This is a genomic window from Labrenzia sp. THAF35 (assembly GCF_009363595.1).
In the GTDB taxonomy this organism is placed as follows: domain Bacteria; phylum Pseudomonadota; class Alphaproteobacteria; order Rhizobiales; family Stappiaceae; genus Roseibium; species Roseibium algicola.
On the sequence record NZ_CP045380.1, the window covers coordinates 3,378,720 to 3,397,394 of the forward strand.

The 18,675-nt window shown below is 59.1% G+C and carries 15 protein-coding genes; 11 read left to right on the forward strand and 4 right to left on the reverse strand.

The window, feature by feature from the left end; translation table 11 throughout:
• Positions 1–200: 200 nt before the first annotated feature.
• Entirely contained in the window at positions 201–1,475 is a 1,275-nt protein-coding gene (locus FIU93_RS15440) for an outer membrane protein transport protein (RefSeq protein ID WP_209010135.1), read from the forward strand.
• Between the two features lie 71 nt (positions 1,476–1,546).
• Here the strand turns inward: FIU93_RS15440 and FIU93_RS15445 are convergent, their stop codons facing one another.
• Positions 1,547–2,326 carry an SDR family oxidoreductase gene (locus FIU93_RS15445; protein WP_075284099.1) on the reverse strand — a complete coding sequence of 260 codons (780 nt, stop codon included), beginning with the start codon at positions 2,324–2,326 and terminating at the stop codon, positions 1,547–1,549.
• 269 nt (positions 2,327–2,595) lie between these two features.
• On the opposite strand from FIU93_RS15445, the gene FIU93_RS15450 reads away from it, so the two are divergent.
• From FIU93_RS15450 to FIU93_RS15465, 4 genes are all read left to right on the forward strand, one after another.
• Positions 2,596–3,399 (forward strand): UDP-2,3-diacylglucosamine diphosphatase, encoded by an 804-nt coding sequence (locus FIU93_RS15450; protein ID WP_023000648.1) that lies wholly within the window; start codon positions 2,596–2,598, stop codon positions 3,397–3,399.
• Complete coding sequence (locus FIU93_RS15455; RefSeq protein ID WP_075284098.1) at positions 3,396–4,445, forward strand: glycosyltransferase family 1 protein; 1,050 nt, start codon at positions 3,396–3,398, stop codon at positions 4,443–4,445. The genes FIU93_RS15450 and FIU93_RS15455 overlap by 4 nt, the downstream gene beginning before the upstream one ends.
• Positions 4,446–4,643: 198 nt before the next feature.
• Entirely contained in the window at positions 4,644–5,669 is a 1,026-nt protein-coding gene (locus FIU93_RS15460; protein ID WP_152506084.1) for a threonine/serine dehydratase, read from the forward strand.
• Positions 5,670–6,074: 405 nt separating this feature from the next.
• Positions 6,075–7,409: a globin-coupled sensor protein gene (locus FIU93_RS15465; protein WP_168684430.1), complete on the forward strand. Its 1,335-nt coding sequence runs from the start codon at positions 6,075–6,077 to the stop codon at positions 7,407–7,409.
• 208 nt (positions 7,410–7,617) lie between these two features.
• Here FIU93_RS15465 and FIU93_RS15470 read toward each other — a convergent pair whose 3' ends face one another.
• Complete coding sequence (locus FIU93_RS15470; protein WP_023000652.1) at positions 7,618–8,757, reverse strand: protein phosphatase CheZ; 1,140 nt, start codon at positions 8,755–8,757, stop codon at positions 7,618–7,620.
• 120 nt (positions 8,758–8,877) lie between these two features.
• Here FIU93_RS15470 and FIU93_RS15475 point away from each other — a divergent pair, with 120 nt between their 5' ends.
• A complete protein-coding gene (locus FIU93_RS15475; RefSeq protein WP_152506085.1) occupies positions 8,878–10,056 on the forward strand; it encodes an MFS transporter in 1,179 nt (392 codons plus the stop codon).
• A 134-nt stretch (positions 10,057–10,190) separates the two neighbouring features.
• On the opposite strand, the gene dgcA is transcribed toward FIU93_RS15475, so the two are convergent.
• Together dgcA and dgcN are read right to left on the reverse strand one after the other, a co-directional pair.
• Positions 10,191–11,174 (reverse strand): N-acetyl-D-Glu racemase DgcA, encoded by a 984-nt coding sequence (dgcA, locus tag FIU93_RS15480; RefSeq protein WP_055655302.1) that lies wholly within the window; start codon positions 11,172–11,174, stop codon positions 10,191–10,193.
• Entirely contained in the window at positions 11,171–12,184 is a 1,014-nt protein-coding gene (dgcN, locus tag FIU93_RS15485; protein WP_062488239.1) for an N-acetyltransferase DgcN, read from the reverse strand. The genes dgcA and dgcN overlap by 4 nt, the downstream gene beginning before the upstream one ends.
• Positions 12,185–12,309: 125 nt before the next feature.
• On the opposite strand from dgcN, the gene FIU93_RS15490 reads away from it, so the two are divergent.
• The 5 genes from FIU93_RS15490 to FIU93_RS15510 all read left to right on the forward strand — a co-directional run bounded on the left by FIU93_RS15490 (position 12,310) and on the right by FIU93_RS15510 (position 18,674).
• Positions 12,310–13,458 carry an ABC transporter permease gene (locus FIU93_RS15490; protein WP_023000656.1) on the forward strand — a complete coding sequence of 383 codons (1,149 nt, stop codon included), beginning with the start codon at positions 12,310–12,312 and terminating at the stop codon, positions 13,456–13,458.
• Positions 13,459–13,465: 7 nt separating this feature from the next.
• A complete protein-coding gene (locus tag FIU93_RS15495) occupies positions 13,466–14,275 on the forward strand; it encodes an ABC transporter ATP-binding protein (RefSeq protein ID WP_023000657.1) in 810 nt (269 codons plus the stop codon).
• A gap of 10 nt (positions 14,276–14,285) precedes the next feature.
• Positions 14,286–16,292 (forward strand): MlaD family protein, encoded by a 2,007-nt coding sequence (locus tag FIU93_RS15500; RefSeq protein WP_023000658.1) that lies wholly within the window; start codon positions 14,286–14,288, stop codon positions 16,290–16,292.
• Positions 16,293–16,318: 26 nt separating this feature from the next.
• A complete protein-coding gene (locus FIU93_RS15505) occupies positions 16,319–16,924 on the forward strand; it encodes an ABC-type transport auxiliary lipoprotein family protein (RefSeq protein ID WP_023014540.1) in 606 nt (201 codons plus the stop codon).
• A 226-nt stretch (positions 16,925–17,150) separates the two neighbouring features.
• Positions 17,151–18,674, forward strand: coding sequence for an SH3 domain-containing protein (locus tag FIU93_RS15510; protein WP_173017339.1), 1,524 nt, complete (start codon positions 17,151–17,153; stop codon positions 18,672–18,674).
• Position 18,675 lies beyond the last annotated feature (1 nt).

Below are 18,675 nucleotides of genomic sequence, written 5' to 3' on the forward strand. Positions count from 1 at the left end.
AAAGCCGCGCATTTCGCATTGCAGCATGAAAAAACGACCGCATAACTGACGTAAATATTCAGTTGAAACGGACGGCATTCTCCTAAAACCCTGTCTCAGGTTGTCATCAAGCATCCGGTGGCTAGGGGATGGGAGGAAACTCAATGCCGTGGGTAAACAAGAAATCAGTTCTACTTGCTTCTACAGCTGTAGCTCTATCAATGGTTGCAAGTTCTGCGTTCGCAGGTGGTTTCGCACTTAGAGAGCAGAGTGCCTATTATCAAGGAATGTCTTTCGCGGGGAACGGAACGACGGGTGAGTCCATCTCCTCGATGTTCTGGAACCCGGCAACGCTGATTGGTGCGGGCAAAGGGCTTACGATTGAATCGCACAGTTCTTTCATCATGCCTGAGTCCGATATCGACGGAACCTTTACGCCCGGAGCACTGACAACCGTCAATGGTGCGACCAGCAGCACAGCGGGCAGCGGCGACATTGCATCGGATGCCTGGGTACCGTCCACCTACACAGCTTACCGCTTCAATGATCAAGTGGTGTTCGGCCTTGCCGTCAATGCGCCGTTCGGGCTTAGCACCAAACCGGAGCAGAACTGGGCAGGCCAGTATTATTCCCGGTCATCCGAAGTGTTCTCGGTCAACGTTAATCCGGCCATCGCCTATCAGATCAACGACATGTTCGCTGTCGGTGTCGGGGTCCAGGCGCAGTATCTGCAAGTCCGGCTGAAATCGGCCTATCCGTTCTCTACCTCTGCGGCGACGACCGAGTTCAAGGGGGAAGGCTACGGCATTGGCGTCACCGCGGGCCTGACTGTGCGGCCTTGGGAGGGGACCGAGATCGGTCTTGGCTACCGGTCCGCGGTCGCCAACAATCTCGACGGGTCCTACAGCAACCCGGGCGGGCGCTTTTTTGCCGGCATGACCCCGGTTTCCTTCGCGGGCAATCGTGCAGGCATCGAGGCGACAGTCGTCACGCCGGAAACCGTTACTCTGTCGGCAAGTCACCGCATCAACGATACCTTCAAGATCGCCGGTACGGTTGAATGGACCAACTGGTCCCGCCTGAAGACAGTGCATCCGAGCAGTGATGGCGGCACGGCAACCACCAATCCGACCGGTTTGCCAAACCTGGAATTCAACTACGACGACGGTTGGTTCTTCTCGGTGGGTGGCGAGTACAACTGGAACCAGCAGGTTACCCTGCGTGCAGGTGTCGGCTACGAGCTTTCGCCGATCGATGAGGCCATTCGTTCCACGCGTTTGCCGGACAACGATCGTCTGTGGTTGTCGGCCGGTATGACATGGTCTCCGTCGGACAATCTCGCTTTCGACATCGGCTACTCACACCTGATACCAGCCGACACCAAGATCGATATCTCGGGTAACCACCAGGACTACAATTCCAATATCGGTACATACACAGGCAAGGTCGACAGCCAGGTGAACATCATCTCGGCCGCGCTCAGATACACCTACTGAGCGGAAACCCGCTGATAAAAACAAACAAGGCCGGAGCATATGCTCCGGCCTTTCTTCATGACTTTGGACGCTTAGAACGCCGCCGGATAGAGCCCGCCATCCATCAGGATGTTCTGGCCGGTGATGTAACCGGCGTGGCGGGAGCACAGGAAAGCGCAGGTCTGGCCGAACTCCTCGGCTGAACCGAAACGTCTTGCCGGGATTTCCGCTGCCTGTGCCGCCCGGACATCCTCGATGCTTTTGCCTGACTGCTGCGCGGCGCGCTCGAAGCCGCCTTTCAGACGATCGGTGTCCATCTTGCCGGGCAGCAAGTTGTTGACCGTCACCCCGTGGGGGGCAAGCTGGCGGCAGACGCCGGCCAGGAATGCCGTGAGCCCCGCGCGAGCACCGCTGGACAGGTCGAGACCTTCGATAGGCATCTTTACCGAAAGCGAAGTGATGTTGACGATGCGGCCGAAACCGCGCTCCTTCATGCCGGGAACAACCGCCTGGATCAGCTCGATGGGGGTGACGAAATTCTGCACCACACCTTCCATCAGCGCCGCACGGTCCAGCTCGGAATAGTCGCGCCGGGGCGGGCCACCATTGTTGTTGACCAGAATGTCCGGATCCGGGCAGGCCGCCAGAAGCGCTTCTTGTCCCTCCCGTGTGGAAACATCCGCTGCGATGGCGGCAACGCTCACGCCGAAGCGGTTCTGCAGCAGGGTGCGGGTTTCTTCCAGAACCGTTTCGTTACGTCCGTTCAGGACGATGTCGCAGCCTGCTTCCGCCAGTGCTTCGGCGCAGCCCTTGCCGAGGCCGCGGCTTGACGCACAGATGATTGCCTTTTTGCCCTTGAGGCCGAGGTCCATGAACGTTCTCCTTGATGCAGGTTGGACATGCTTTGTGGCTGGCAAAACCCGATGCTGTCAAATGCCGTCAGGGACATATGGAGCCGGTCAGCATCCGGCAAGATGTTCGTGAAGCAACGGAATGAAGTGAAGGAGGCCAATACCCGATCCGTGCCGGTGTTAATCATTAAGCTGGAAAACAAACAGCCCCGGGGAAGTCACGCCGTTTGTCATAATAGTGATACTTGAATCGCGTCTATAGCGCTCCAAAGGGAATTTGGAGAAGTGCTATGTCTACCGCTGAGGCATCGCGGCATTACCGGGCCTTGTTTATTTCCGACGTCCATCTTGGCACGCGCGGTTGTCAGGCGGAGATGCTGCTGGACTTTCTGAAGGACAATGAAGCCGAGACCATCTACCTGGTCGGCGATATTGCCGATGGCTGGCGTCTGCGGCGGTCCTGGTACTGGCCACAGCTTCACAACGACGTGGTGCAGAAGATCCTGCGCAAGGGGCGCAAGGGAGCCCGGGTCATCTATATTCCGGGAAATCACGACGAGTTTCTGCGCAGCTTCCTCGGTACGCATTTCGGCGGCGTTGAAGTGACCGACAGCATCATTCACGAAGCTGCCAACGGCAAACGCTACCTGGTCATTCATGGTGACCAGTTCGACGTGGTGATCCGCCATGCCAAGTGGCTGGCCTTCTTTGGCGACAAGGCCTATGTGACCGCGCTCGGCGTCAACACCTGGCTCAATGTGGTCCGCCGCCGTCTCGGCCTGACCTACTGGTCATTGTCCGCCTGGGCCAAGTTGAAGGTCAAGAACGCGGTCAGCTTTATCGGACGTTTCGAAGAAGCCCTGTCCGACGAGGCGCGCCGGCAGGGCGTCGATGGCGTCATTTGTGGTCATATTCACCACGCCGCGGACCGTGATATGAACGGCATTCACTACATCAACACGGGTGACTGGGTGGAAAGCTGCACTGCGGTTGCCGAGCACCACGATGGAACATTTGAGGTGATCCGATGGGTGGACCGTACCCAGGAGGAGGCCGTGCCGGCGAAAGCCAAGGAAGCACCGGTCGCCGCATGAGTTCCATTCTGATTGTGACGGATGCCTGGCATCCCCAGATAAACGGTGTGGTTCGCTCGCTGGAGCGCACAGCCGAAGAACTCGAGAAGATCGGTGTGCGGGTGGAATTCCTGACCCCTCAGGAATTCACGACGCTGCCGTGTCCGACCTATCCGGAAATTCGCCTGTCGTTGACCCATCGCGGCATTGTGCGTCGGAAGATCGAGGATTACGGCTGCGAGCATCTGCACATTGCAACGGAAGGCCCGCTCGGGCTTCTGGCGGCAAGCGTCGCCAAGAAGGCTGGGCGTCCGTTCACCACGAGTTACCACACCCGGTTTCCAGAATATGTTTCAGCCCGGCTGCCGGTTCCGCTGACTTGGTCCTACAGCTGGCTGCGCCGGTTTCACAATTCCGGCTGCGGCTGCATGGTCGCAACACGGTCGCTGGAGCAGGATCTGCGTGACCGTGGTTTTACCAATCTGATGCGCTGGTCGCGCGGTGTGGATGAGCAGCAGTTCAAGCCTTACGAGGGTTCCGTTCTGCCAGCTGACCTGCCGCGCCCGGTGTTCATGTATGTCGGCCGGGTCGCAATCGAAAAGAACATCAAGGCGTTTCTGGATCTCGACCTGCCGGGATCGAAAGTGGTGGTCGGTGGTGGCCCGCAGCTCGACAGTCTGCGCCGGGAGTACCCGGGGGTGCATTTTACCGGTTCCAAGGTGGGCGAGGATCTCGCAAGGCATTATTCCGACGCGGATGTCTTCGTGTTTCCCTCACTCACCGACACCTTCGGCAACGTTATGCTTGAGGCCCTGGCCTGCGGCGTGCCGGTTGCCGCTTTCCCGGTAATGGGCCCGCTCGACGTCATCAGCGATACGGGGGCGGGTGTCTTGTCGGAAGATCTGCGCGAAGCGGCGGAAGCCGCGCTGGATATCCCACGCGAACATTGCCGCACGATTGCCATGAACTACACCTGGGCGGCCAGCGCACGTCAGTTCCTGGACAATTGCATTGAAGCCCAGGACATACACAACGCCCGTTCGACGCATGGAAAAGCTGCCGAATAAGGCGGCTGCCCTGATGTGCGATGACGTCGCGCAGTGCGGCAAACGAAATTGACACCAAGACAAGTTCCCGCTGGAACTGCCCGCTTTCCTGTGAAAACACTTGCATCGAGACCCGGCCCTGAAAGGGGCCTAGGCATTGCCTTGTACGCTTCTGCGGCAGGCCTCCGAGCAGTTGTTTGACGTTTAGAGCGAGTTCCGATGACGAATATGCAATCGCTGCCTGTGTCTGAAGCAGGTTCGAAGTTGGCTGATAAAACCGTTTCCATAGAGGATGTTGAAGCCGCAGCGGAGAGGATCCGAAGCGAGGCGCTGGTGACACCGCTCCTGAGGCATCCGTTGCTGGATGAGGTAACCGGGGCAACCGTCGTCGTGAAACCGGAAAACCTGCAACGTAGCGGCTCGTTCAAGTTTCGCGGTGCCTTCAACCGCCTCAGCCTCATCCCGCCGGCGGACCGACCCAGAGGCGTTGTGGCCTGTTCGTCCGGAAACCACGCGCAGGGCGTTGCTGCAAGCGCGCAGCTGCTCGGCATGCCCGCAACCATCGTCATGCCGTCCGACGCTCCAAGGATCAAGCTGGAGCGCACACGCGGCTACGGGGCGACCGTCATCACTTACGATCGTGAGACCGAAGACCGTGACGCGATTGCAGAAGACCTGTGTTCCAAGTCAGGAGCGACGTTTGTCCACCCCTACAACGATGTCGGTGTTATCGCAGGGCAGGGTACAGTCGGACTGGAGATGGCAGCCCAGGCAGCTGCGCTGGGCCTGCATCTGGACGATGTGCTCGCCTGCACCGGCGGTGGCGGATTGTCCAGCGGCATTGCCCTGGCGCTGGAAGCCAAGTCGCCCGGTACGGTCTTCCATACTGCTGAACCGGAGCTGTTCGACGACTACAAGCGCTCGCTTGACGCCGGTGAGCGGCTCTCCAATGCCGTAAAGACCGGCTCTGTCTGCGATGCGCTCCTGTCTGATTCGCCGGGTGATATCGGCTTTTCAATTCTAAGCCGCGTAGCGGGCGAAGGCGTGACTGTCACGGATGAGGAGGCTCTGGCTGCCGTCGCCTTTGCGTTCACCGAACTGAAGCTCGTCGTTGAGCCCGGCGGAGCAGTTGCACTTGCAGCACTGTTGGCCGGAAAGCTGCCTTTCAAGGGCAAGACCGTCGGTATCGTTTTGACGGGCGGAAACATCGATCCACAAATGCTAAAGACTGCGCTTTCCCGTTAACGCGCCTTTAGGGGGCTACCCGCTAGAGCGGTTCCACAAGCATGACTTGCCGAAGTCGGGTGGAGGAGACCGGACCAGGCAGTCCTGTTTGCCTTTTCGTCGGGACGGCGCGAACAGGACTGCTGAAAATTGAATTCCAGCGTGGATTGCCAGGCAACGGCGCCGCGTCTTCTCCTTTCATCACCTGAACATTGCCAGCGTACCGATGCATCGAGCATGGCGCGGAACGCCTTTTTGTGCCTTTCAACAGCCCACTTGGGTTCGCGAGGGAACAGGTGACACGTGCTTTATTGAATCAGGATCTCCTGCCTCTTCACTGTGAGGCTCGGAGATCCGGCAACTGAAGAGCGATCAGCTCACGGGCCCGTCAAACCGGACCTCCATCGGCTGATCCAAGAGGCATTCATGCAGACAAACACCTTGAAAGATCGGCTGAAGTTTTTCCGTTTCACGGACGAGGATCGGGCTGTGGCCCAGTCCATGTGGCCGGCAATCAAGGAAGCCTTGCCGAGCGTTCTGGACGGGTTCTACGCACACGTTAAAACCGTGCCGCATCTGGCGGCACTGGTCGGCAACCAGCAGTCGCGCCTGGTGAAGGCACAGATGAGCCACTGGGAAGGGCTCTTTGCAACGGGCCCGGATGAAGCCTACCACGAGCGCGCTGTGCAGATCGGCCTCACACATGTGCGGATCGGCCTCGATCCCAGCTGGTACATCGGTGGCTATTCCTTCGCCCTCACGCAACTGACGGAGACGGTCCTGAAGAAGCGCTTCATGTCGACGGGCAAGCGCATTCGGGCCATGCAGGTGATGACGAAGCTGGTCATGCTGGACATGGATGTCGCGATCTCCACCTATCACGAGAAAATGGTGGCAGACGCTGTCGGACGCGAGACCGAACTGAAGGCCGCCATCCAGGAATTCCAGGGCGTTCTGGGCGGTACGGTCGGCACGCTTGGCGCGGCATCCGAACAACTTGAAGTGTCTTCGGGCAGTCTGCGCCGCGAGACGGGCTCCATCGGAGAGCGGATGGTCAAGATGGACAATACGTCTGCCGAAACCGCAAGCGGTGTCCAGTCAAGCGCGACGGCAACGGAGGAAATGTCCGCTTCCATCACCGAGATCGGTCGCCAGGCAGGCCAGTCCCGCGAGATGGCGTTGAAGGCCGTGGAAGGTGCACGCAGCACAAACGCTTCCGTGACGAAACTTGCCGGCTTCGCGGATCAGGTCGGATCGGTGATCGGGCTGATCTCTGAAATTGCCGAACAAACCAACCTGCTGGCACTGAACGCCACCATCGAAGCGGCGCGTGCCGGGGAAATGGGCCGCGGGTTTGCGGTTGTCGCCGCCGAAGTGAAGGAACTCGCCAGCCAGACGACCAAGGCGACGGAAGAAATCACCGAACAGGTCGCCAGCATTCAGCAGGCGACCAGACAGTCTGTGCAGGATATCGAAGGCATCACCTCGATAATCGGTGCCCTGTCCGAAATCGCGACCGGCATTGCCTCCGCGGTGGAGCAACAGGCGTCGGCAACGGCAGAAATCTCGGCCAACGTCCAGATCGCTGCACAGGGCACCCAAGCCTTTACCGACGAGATTACCGCTGTGCGCGGGTCGGTCGAAAATGTCGAGGGGGCTGTCGGCACCATTCAGGACATGTCGACGGCGCTGAAAGACCAGGCCGGCCAGCTTGGCCAGCAGGCGGAACAGTTCTTCGCCAAGATTAATTTCGGCCGCTGACCACCAACTGGCACATGTGCCAGCCGACCGCCACCTTGCTGTCCCGGCCTTGCGCCGGGACCTCGGAGGCAAAGGGTCTTCCGCTCGCGCGCCCCGGCTCTGCGAACCCGGAAATCCGTAGCGTTCCATCTGCAAGAGTCGATAGGAGAGGCAACAAAAAAAGGCGCCGCAACGGGCGCCTTTTTCGAAAATCCTGCCGGATGCAGACTTAGTTGAAGAGTGCCTGGCGCTCGGCTTCGGACAGCTGCTTCAGCGGATCTTCGCCATCTTCTTCACTGACTTCCTCGGTCAGCTCCCATTCGGCGTCGGCCTCGGCTTCGTCTGCCGCTTCATGAGTGCCACCACCCACTTCGCTGTCGAACAGGCGTTCGATGGCAGCTTCATCCAGAGTGGCGTCCGGGTCGGCACCGGCGAATTCGTCGTCTTCTTCCTCGTCGTCGGCAGCAGGAGCGGAGGCGAACATGTCGTCGATAGCGGCTGCGTCCATCGGCTCGTCACCGCCGGCCATGATGGCATCGACGTCGGCTTCGCTTGCCATGATGGCATCAACATCAGCTTCGCTGGCATGCTTCGGAGCTTCTGCCGGGGCTGCTTCTGCGCCGGTTTCCTTTAGTGCGGCGTCAAACACGTCGTCGCTGACGGACATCAGCTCATCGACGTTGTTCTGGGAAACGCCGCCCGCAAGCTGCGGGCCGTTCAGGAGATGTGCATCCGGACGAGTGTCGACCGGGCCAGCCGTTGCTTCGGCTTCCAGCTCCTGGATGCCCCAGATGTTGATCATCAGGTTGATGCGGCTTTCAAGATAGCGCAGTACCTGAACAACCTTGTTGGTCCGCTGGCCGGTCAGATCCTGGAAGGAACAGGCCATGAAGATTTCGGTCGCCTTGGCATCGATGTCGTCGCACACGGCATCGTCCGCACCATTCTCGCGCAGGACCCAGGCCTTCTCCTGAATCTGCTCTGCAGCTTCCAGAATGGATTGGGTCGCGCCTTCGGTCTGGGTGACGATGGCATCGAGTTCGTGAGAGGCGTCGACAAAGCGGTTGCTTTCCTCGCCTTCCGCCTTGATGTTGGCAATCTCGGCCTTGGTACGCTCGATAGCCTCGTGCATGTCGGCAATGTCGAGACGGATCTTGTCGAGATCCGGCACCTTGCGCTGCCGGGTCATCATTTTCTCTAGCCGGCCAATCGCGGTCAGGATTTCGGTGGTTTCCGGGGTCTTGTTGCGATTGAGAAACTCTTTCAGAAACCTGCGCCCGCGATCGGACTCCATCAGGGTCTGTTCGAGAGTCTGGTATTCGGCTTCGCCGATCAGCTCCGGCTGTTCCTGTGCTGCTTCCGCTTTCATGTGGACGCGAATCTCAACTTGCCTAAGGGTCGTTTATTGCCGTAACACGGACAACTTCGCCCCCAAGGTAAGGCGGAAAACGTTAACATCCTTTTAGGGCGCTACTTCGCCCGGTATCCCATGTCGCTCGACCGTTCCAGTATCAGCAGCCGTGTCTCGGCCCTGTTCGCCAGCCATTTCTTCGGCGTTGGCCTGTTTCTGCCGTTTATTCCGGTCGTGCTCGGGTTTCGCGGGCTGACAGCGGCTGAAATCGGATTTGTTCTGGGGATAGGCACGATTGCCCGGATCGCGGCAAGTCCGCTTCTGTCGAATCTCTCCGACCGCACCGGCCAGCGCCGTCTGTCGATCCTGATCTATTCGCTGGCGGCTGCGACCTTCATCGGGCTTTATTTCCTGCCCCTGGGGCTTGTGTTCCTGTCCATCGCCGTGATCGGCTACATGGTCATGAATGCGCCGGTGGTGCCGCTCAGCGATGCCTATGCGCTGGATGTCCAGCGCAATACGGGAGCGGATTACGCCCGCATGCGGCTATGGGGCTCAGCCGGTTTCGTGGTTGCCAGCATCTTCGGAGGTTCGCTGGCTGCGGAAGGTACGTCCTGGCTCATCGTGGTTGCCGTCGGCCTTGCGTCCCTGGCAACGGGTGCTGTTGCCATGTCGCTTCCCCGGCAAAAACGTGGTGAAACGCCTTCCGAAGCGGCTGACGGGACTTCGGACAACCACAAGGACACGCCGTTCAAAAGCGTCTGGTTCTGGCCGTTGTTGATGGTGCTGGGATTGTACCAGGCGAGCCATTCAGCCTTTTACGGCTTCGGGACGCTCTACTGGCAGGCGATGGATGTGCCTGACTTTGCGATCGGTCTCTTGTGGGCGACGGGTGTTGCGGCTGAAATCGCCCTGTTCACGGTTGCCGGAAAACTGGCACAACGGTTTGATCCGCCGATCTTTCTGCTGGCCGCCGGGGTAGCGGCAACCTTGCGTTGGCTGCTGTTCCCCTTCGCCGACACGCTCCCCGCCATGGCTGCCTTGCAGACTTTGCACGGCCTTTCTTTCGGCGCGGCCCATCTGGGGGCCGTCGCGATCCTTGCACGAGTCGTGCCGAGCCGTTGGGCGGGAACGGGGCAGGGTCTGCTTGCGACTTCCGTAGGCATCCAGATGGCGATCGGCCTCAGCATTTCCGGCGCCATTTACGAGATCAATCCGGACTGGCCCTTTTTCGTGATGTCCGTGGTTGCGGCAATCGGCACGCTGTTGACACTGGCGATGACGCCAATGCTGCGAAATCGCATGGCGGCGGAGTGAGGTTGGGGAATGTCCGTATTCTCCCGCTGAAGAGGGATTTCAGCGCCTTCGATAGTCCAGATATGCATACCCACAAAAAACGCCGGCCCAATGACAAGGAACCGGCGCTTTTCTGTTCTCCGAGGTCGAAGCGCTTACCCCCACAACTCCGGCTGAGGCGGATAGAGCGTGCTGCCTTCGAATTTCAGTCCCGGTGAGCGGTCTTCGGCCAGGAGCAGAGGTCCGTCGAGGTCGACAAAATCCGCCTTCTGGGCGATCAGGACCGCAGGCGCCATAGCGAGAGACGTGCCGAGCATGCATCCGACCATGACCTTGAGATCCTGGGCGCGCGCTTCATCGCAGAGCTTCAGCGCAGCCGTCAGACCACCTGCCTTGTCGAGCTTGATGTTGACCGCGTCATATTTTGCGCGCAGCCCATCGATGCTCTTGCCTGGATGAAGGCTTTCGTCCGCGCAGATCACCACACGCCGCTCGAGCCCAGCCAACAAGCCGTCGTTCTTTGACGGCAACGGTTGTTCGATCAGGGCAACGCCCGCAGCTTCGCAGGCGGCCATGTTGATCTCAAAGCAGCTTTCGTCCCAGGCTTCGTTGGCATCGACGATCAGGGTGCTTTCAGGCGCAGCAAGGCGTACGGCGGCAATCCGTTCGTCATCACCGGGCCCGGCAAGCTTGATCTTCAATAGCGGGCGGTGAGCTGCAGCGCGGGTCTTTTCAGCCATCTTTTCCGGCGTGTCGACGCTGATGGTGAAGGCTGTCGTGACCGGCTTCAGCGGACCGACACCGGCAATGTCCGTTGCCGGTGTTCCGGATCGTTTTGCTTCCAGGTCCCAAAGTGCGCAGTCGACGGCATTGCGGGCTGCTCCGGCGGGCATCGCCTCCAGAAGCTGTTCCCGGCTGAGGCCGTTTTTCAAAAGGGGCGCGATTTCCTCGATCTGCGTCTGAACGGTTTCGAGCGATTCGCCATAACGCGGATAGGGCACACTTTCGCCATGGCCGGTTGCCTTGCCGTCACTCAGGGTGACGACCACGACCTGGGCATGGGTTCGGGTCTCGCGGGAGATCCTGAAACCTCCCGCGATTTCGAAGCGTTGCGCTTCGATGCTGACCTCAAGGCTCATGGCGCACCGAATTCCGCCGAGACCTTGTCAACGATGGCTTCCATGCCGTAGCGGACCGGATCGGTTGCCGGCAGGCCGTGCTTTTCGCCGACCTTTGCCAGGTAAGCGAGGGCCTCATCGTCATCGAGTGCGGTGGTGTTCACCGCAATACCCACGCAGCGGATGTCCGGATTGGTGAGTTTGCCGCAGGCAATGGTCATGTCGATGACCTGCTGGATCGTCGGAAGTGCCGCCTCGACGCCGCGCATCTTCGTGCGTGTCGGTTCATGGCAGACGATGAAACCGTCCGGTTGGGAGCCATGCAGCAGACCAAGGGTGACGCCGGCGAAGGACGGATGGAACAGGGAGCCCTGGCCTTCGATGATCTGCCAGTTATCGGGATCGGTCTCCGGAGAGATCCACTCGGCAGCTCCGGAAATGAAGTCGGCAATTACCGCGTCGAGTGCGACACCGCGGCCGGAAATGAACACGCCGGTCTGGCCGGTGGCGCAGAAGGTGCTGGAATAGCCCCGGTCGTTCATTGCCTTGTCCATGGCAAGGGCGGTGTATTTCTTGCCCACGGAACAATCGGTACCCACGGCCAGGATTCGTTTGCCGGCGCGTTTGGTGCCCTTGCCGGTGGCAAAAGCCATGCTGCTGTGGCGCACGTCATGGAGCTGGCGACCGTTCCGTTCTGCGGCTTCCTTGATTGCCGGCACGCTGGCAAGGCGCACATGGAGGCCGGAAGCGACGTCCATGCCGGCATCGAGTGCTTCGACGACAGATTCGACCCAGTGCTCCGGCAGGCGACCACCGGCATTCACAGCTCCGATGATGAACGTCTTGGCGCCAGCTTCCGCCCCCTCTGCAATCGACATGTCGGCAAGGCCTGTGTCGGCGGCGCATCCGGGCATGCGGACCTGGCCCAGGCACCAGTCCTTGCGCCAATCGACGATGCCGATCGCGGTCTTGGCGGCGAGGGCATCGGGAACATCACCGAGAAACAACAGGTAAGGACGTGCAATTTCCATGGATTAAGCTTTCAAGTGGCTGCTGGAGGGTTTACCAACTTCATGGTGAATGACGGTTGGTATTGAACTTCTCCATCAGGTATACGAGGGATGGTGAACCAGCGGCAAGAGGGCAGCCAGCCGGAATGGCATTCTTGGAAAAAAACATCGCACCGGAGATGGTTCTGGAAGCAGACGGGCCGGATCATCAATACCTTGCCCTTTCCGGCGACTGGACTGTCAGCACCATCGCCGACGCAGAAAAAGAGCTGAACAGCCTCACGATCGACAAAAAAAGCCTGACCTGCATCGATGTGTCCCAGATCGAGCATCTGGATACGAGCGGCGCCTGGCTGATCCACCGCACGCGCGGCCGACTGGAATTCGAGGGACGCAAGGTTGGCCTGACCGGTGTCTCTCCCGTCCGCCAGACCCTGTTCGAGGAAATCGAGAGCCACCATCCTCCGAGATACAAGCCTGACAGGAACGGATTTTCCATTGCCGGCTTCCTGGAAGCCACGGGCCGCCAGATGGTGGACGTCTATCACGACGCCCTGGCGATGCTGCATATTCTCGGCTCGCTCGGCCTGGTTCTGTCGACAGTTCTGCTGCAGCCCAAACGCCTGCGCAGCATATCGATCGCGGTTCAGTTCGACCGGAGCTGCATTGGAGCCGTGCCGATCGTCGCGCTGATGAGTTTTCTCATCGGTGCCATCATCTCGCAGCAGGGCGGCTTCTACCTCAGGCAATTCGGTGCCGACATCTTCGTGGTCGACCTTGCGGGCATCCTGGTCCTCAGGGAAATCGGCGTGATCCTGACCGCCATCATGGTGGCAGGGCGCTCGGGATCCGCCTTCACGGCGGAACTTGGGGCGATGCGGATGCAGGAGGAAGTCGACGCACTGCATGTCATCGGCCTCAGTGTGACTGAAGTCCTTGTTTTGCCTAGGATTCTGGCGCTAATGATTGCGCTGCCGATCCTGACGTTCATTTCGGATCTCGCGGCGCTGCTGGGGTCCGGCATCGTGACATGGGCCTATCTGGATATACCACCGGCCGCCTTCTTGACCCAGTTGCAGGCGGCAATCACGATCAATACGCTGGTCGTGGGTCTGGTGAAGGCGCCTTTCATGGCACTGATCGTCGGCCTGATCGCCTGTGTGGAAGGGCTGAAAGTCGAAGGCTCTTCCGAATCTCTTGGCCGTCACACCACCATGTCGGTGGTGAAAGCGATTTTTCTAGTCATCGTGGTGGATGGTTTCTTCGCCATATTCTTTGCCGCGATTGGAGTTTGACCGACCGATGACGCCAAGCCAAAGCGTGACGCCTGCAAAAGAGACCGCCGCGACGGGCGAGAAGTCGGACAATGTCCTGTCCGTGCGCGACATCACCGTTGGATTCGGTTCCAAGATCATTCTGCAGGATCTCGACCTGGATGTGCGCCGGGGCGAAGTGCTTGGTTTCGTCGGTGGATCGGGAACCGGCAAGTCCGTGCTTATGCGCACCATCCTGGGCCTGACACCCAAGCGAACCGGGCAGATTTCGGTTTTCGGACACGACCTGTCGACCGCGAGCCCGAAGGAACGCACCGCAATCGAACGCCGCTGGGGGGTGCTTTTTCAGCAGGGCGCGCTGTTTTCCTCGCTTTCGGTCAAGCAGAACATTCAGGTGCCGATGCGGGAGCACCTGAAACTTTCACCGCAATTGATGGACGAACTGGCGACCTTGAAACTGGAACTGGTCGGGCTGCCGCAAGATGCCGCCGACAAGCTGCCGTCGGAACTTTCAGGGGGAATGATCAAAAGGGCCAGCCTGGCTCGCGCCCTTGCACTCGACCCGGATTTGGTGTTTCTGGACGAACCGACGTCCGGACTCGATCCGATCGGGGCGGCGGCCTTTGATTCGCTTATTGCAAATCTCAGTTCGACCCTCGGACTGACCGTTTATATGGTCACCCATGATCTTGATAGTTTGCATTCTATCTGTGATCGGATTGCTGTTCTTGGGAAAAAGCGGGTTCTGGCCATCGGCACGATGGACGATATGATGAAAAATGATGATCCCTGGATTAAATCTTACTTCAGGGGTGAACGGGCCCTGCGCCGAGTATAGGTTGGACTGAATGGAAACCCGCGCGAACTATATTCTGATCGGCGCCTTCATGGTCGCAATCCTGATCGGTGCGTTCGGCTTTGTGTATTGGCTCGCCGTCACCGCGGAATCCAGGCAGAACGTTGAACTGAAAATCGTCTATCCGGGCCCAGTGACGGGGCTTCCGGTCGGGGGGCAGGTGCTTTTCAACGGCATCAAGGTCGGCGATGTGAAATCGCTGGACTTTGCACCGGGGGATCCGACCAAGGTTGTGGCCACCGTTGGCATCAAGCCCTCGACGCCCTTGCGCGAAGATACCAAGGCAACGCTGAATTTTACCGGCCTGACAGGCGTCGCCTATGTCGACCTCAGTGGCGGATCATCTGAATCGCCGCTTCTGCTGAGCATGGCCGACGACCAGGACGAAGACAAAGTTCCGGTCATCTACGCCGAACGGTCCTTCTTCGATGACATCGTGGATGGTGCCCGCGATGTTCTCAAGCGTGCGGATTCGACCATGAAGACAGTCGATGACCTGCTGAAGGACAACGGCCCCGCAATCACCGAGATCGTCAACAACGCCGAGACCTTTTCCGCCGCGCTGGCCGCCAATTCCGATGGCGTGAAGGATTTCATGGCCAGCATCGGCAAGGCTTCCGATGCGTTTTCCAGCCTGTCCGGCCGGCTTGAGACGCTGGTGCAGGAAGGTGAACGCCTGCTGGCTGCCGTGCCTTCCGACAAGGTAACTGCCATTGTCGATGACCTTTCCAAGTTTTCCGCAAGTCTCGGCAAGGCCAGCAGCGACATCGATCTCCTGATGGCTGATGCCCAGAGCGCGGCCAAGGAACTGCAGACCTTCACGGTGAACCTGAATGAAGGGCTGGATCGCGTTCACAAGATTGTTGGCGCGGTTGATCCTGAAGATGTGCAGAAGGTGGTGCAAGGGGCCGCAGCCCTTGGCGAGGTGCTGCAGAAGCGCACCGGGGACATCGACAAGCTGATCAGTTCCACCAGCGAAACCATGCAGAACGTCAATGCAGTGGTGGAAAACATCCGGAACCAGGAAGGCGCGATCAAGGATATCGTGCAAGGCGGGCGTGATGTCGTGGTCAAGGTGGATGCCATCATGACGCGCGGCGTGGAAATTGCCGCTGCCATTGATCCGCTGAAGGTCGAGGAAGTGGTTGCCAATGTCAGCACCTTCACCGACAGCCTCAATGCATCGCTGGGTAAGGTCGACGAGCTTGTGGCGAGTGTCGATCCGGAGAAGGTCAGCAAGGCCGTCGACAATGTTTCCAGTATCATCGACAACTTCAACAATCAGCAGACGCAGATCAACGAGATCATCGCTTCCACCAAGTCCACCGTTCAGAACTTCGAGGCGGTTTCAGCGACGGTTCGTGGCCAAGATGACCGGATCGCGGCGCTGATAACGGATGTTCAGGCGGCGGCCGAACGTTTTGCGACGACGCTTCAGACCGCGAATGACCTGATGAAGGCCGTGGATCCGGAAAAGGTTGCGAATATCGTCGGTTCCGTCGAAACGGCGACAGCAGGTCTTGCAAATCCGGAAGACGGCATTCCGGCCATCCTGGAAAGTGCCCGCAAGGCTGCGGACAACGTTCAGCAGATGACGGACGATCTTTCGAAGCGGACACCTGACGTCGATCAGATCATCACCGATGCCAAGCAGATGACAGCGACGCTGAATTCCACCTCGGTGCGTGTCGAAAGCCTGGTCGAGAAGGTTTCCACCATGGTGGACGGCGATGGTGAAGGCTTGATCAAGGAAGCGACGTTGGCCGCGCAGGCAATCCGCAAGGTTGCGGTTGCGTTTGAAAGCCGGGCAGATTCGATTGCCGGCGGGCTTTCCAAGTTTGCGACCCAGGGCTCTGCGGATTTCGCTGCGGCGCTGGCGCAGGTTAACCGGACACTGATCTCGATCCAGCGGGCGGCGGAAAGCTTTGAACGCAGTCCGAACCGGGTGATCTTCGGCGGTGAAGATGTGCCGACATATTCCGGCGGGCGGCGCCGGTGAGACTGAATGTGCAGAGGCAGGGGCGTATGACGAAGGCAACCACTGACATGACCCGCCGGGGCGTCTTGACCGCTCTCGGGCTCGGCGTGCTTGTGTCCGGATGCGCCAGTTCCGCGCCGTCGGCCTACTACAGCATCGGTGCGGCCGACGTCGGTGGCCTTCAGGGCCGGTCCAGCCGCGTTCAGGTTCTCGTTTCCGCACCCCGGGCGCTGAAAGCACTCGACACCAGTTACATCGCGGTTGTCGACAAGGGGCCGGTCTACAGCTACTTCCCGGATTCTGCCTGGGCCGACACGCTGCCCAACGTGGTGCAGCTGAAACTGGTCGAAACCCTGCAAAACACCAACCGCCTGCGCGGGGTTGGCCTGCCGGGCGACGGCCTGCTGATCGATTATCAGCTCCAGACGGAAATACGTGCCTTCGAACTGCAGGTGGCGGGTGCCAATCGAGGTGTCGTCGAAATTTCGGCCCGCATCGTCAACGACCGCAACGGTCGCACAGTTGCCAACAAGGTCTTCCGGGCGGAAACGTCTTCCGGTAGCACGACCGTCGACAAGGCGGTCGAGGCCATGAACGCTTCAGCGGACCGGGTGTTTGCAGAAATGGCTGCCTGGACGCTGCAGAACGTCTGAGGCGGGTACCCTAAACAGCCGCAATTGGGAAACCTTATCCGCATGTTGCCTCCGGCTCTCATGCGGCGGAAAATGATCCTTGTTCTCCGGTGTGCGCTTGTCTGCTTGATGCAGTCTGAAATCCAGCGTCCTGAAAAAATAATCGTTGCCGTCTTCCCTATCTGGGGGCAGTGAACAAGGCGGCTGCCTGCTAGTCAGGTGGCCAATGTTCAACGTGAGACGAGACATGACGAGAGTTGCGGGTGATCTCTGGTGCAAGGCTGGTGCCGTGCTTTTCATTATTCTGCTGGGGGCGTTTTCCATGCCCTTTGCAAATGCAGCCGACTTCAGGCTGCGGCCGGATCTCGAGCCGCACCTGAGAAGCCTCAAGCTTATCTATCCCCCTGAAGGACCGCACAGCGTTCTGGCACAGCTTCCGAACTTGGAAGACGGGGAGGTTGGGCAGATCGATCAGTTTGCGCTTTATCCTGCGGAACCGGAAATGGCAACGCATGTGATCGAGCTTTCAGGCCCGATCGTAAAGGGCGATGCCGGCAAGTTGTCTGCCTTTCTGGACAGCATAAGTGGCCCGTCGATACGCTACCTCGTTTTCAACAGTCCTGGTGGCGATTTCCTCGAAGGGTTCAAGATCGCTGACAGCATCCGGTACAATCTTGAAAGTCAGGATCCGGACATTGGTGGCGTCTTCGTGCTGAAGAATACCAGCTGTGTGTCTGCCTGTGCTCTGGCATTCTCCCTGTCCGTGGACATGGTGCACCCTTTTGCCAGCGATGCCCGCTACGTTGAAAAAGGTGCGGAGCTTGGCTTTCACATGGCATATCTGGCCGGAAATCAGGGCGCACAGGTCGAGCGTATCGACAAGATCCTGGCCTTTGGCTACCAGGTGACCGAACAATACAGCAAGCTGATTGGCTTCAACATCAATCCGCCTGAGCTGATGATGGAAGCCCTGAAGCATTCGACGGCAGACAGCTTCTTCTATCTGCGCGGCGGAATTAACACCTGGAACCTCGGCTTTTCTCCCGTTTCCAACGAAGCTGAAGCAAACCTTGTCCATGTGGGAGATGGTGTCGAATACGATGCCAACGAAATCTGCAACACCGTCAACGTGGCAGGGCGATCCTTCAAGGCCTACTACGAGGTCGCCGACCTGTTTCAGTTCATGAACTCGGAGTTCTCGCTTTCGGACTTGAAAGCTTTGAAAGGCAGAACGGCAACCCTCTATACCGATACGTTTTCCTGCCAGCTGTCGATGACGCCAGAAGGGGCTCTATCCGTTGCACTCTGGCGCGGCAAACCTCTTTGTCTGCAACAGGGCCCCGGAAACGAGGAGGTCAACGGTGGCTTGCAGGGCTGGTGTGCTTCCAGGAAAGTCTTTTCAGCCCCTGTAACGCTGGGACTGATGGGGAACGTCCTTGGGTGCTCGGACAACAGGCTTGTTTCCAAAAACAGCTGGGCTGGCGAAAACGGTGGCCCGTCCGGCCGGGTGAAAAGCAATGTGAATTTCCGCTCCAGCCCTGATGTGGGGGGGCAGGTACTGGGTATGTTGCCTGCCGGCGCCACGCTCTCCTTGACCGGTTGCATGATCCGCGGAGACAAGGTCGGCATCTGGTACCAGGGACAGTTCGAAGGGCAGACAGGTTGGGTCAGCGCCCGATACATATCGCCGAACCTTTACTACGAAGCCGGTCAGTTTCTGCCGATTACGCGCCGGGTGAAGCCATCCTGGGAGGGGTTCTCGGAACAATAGA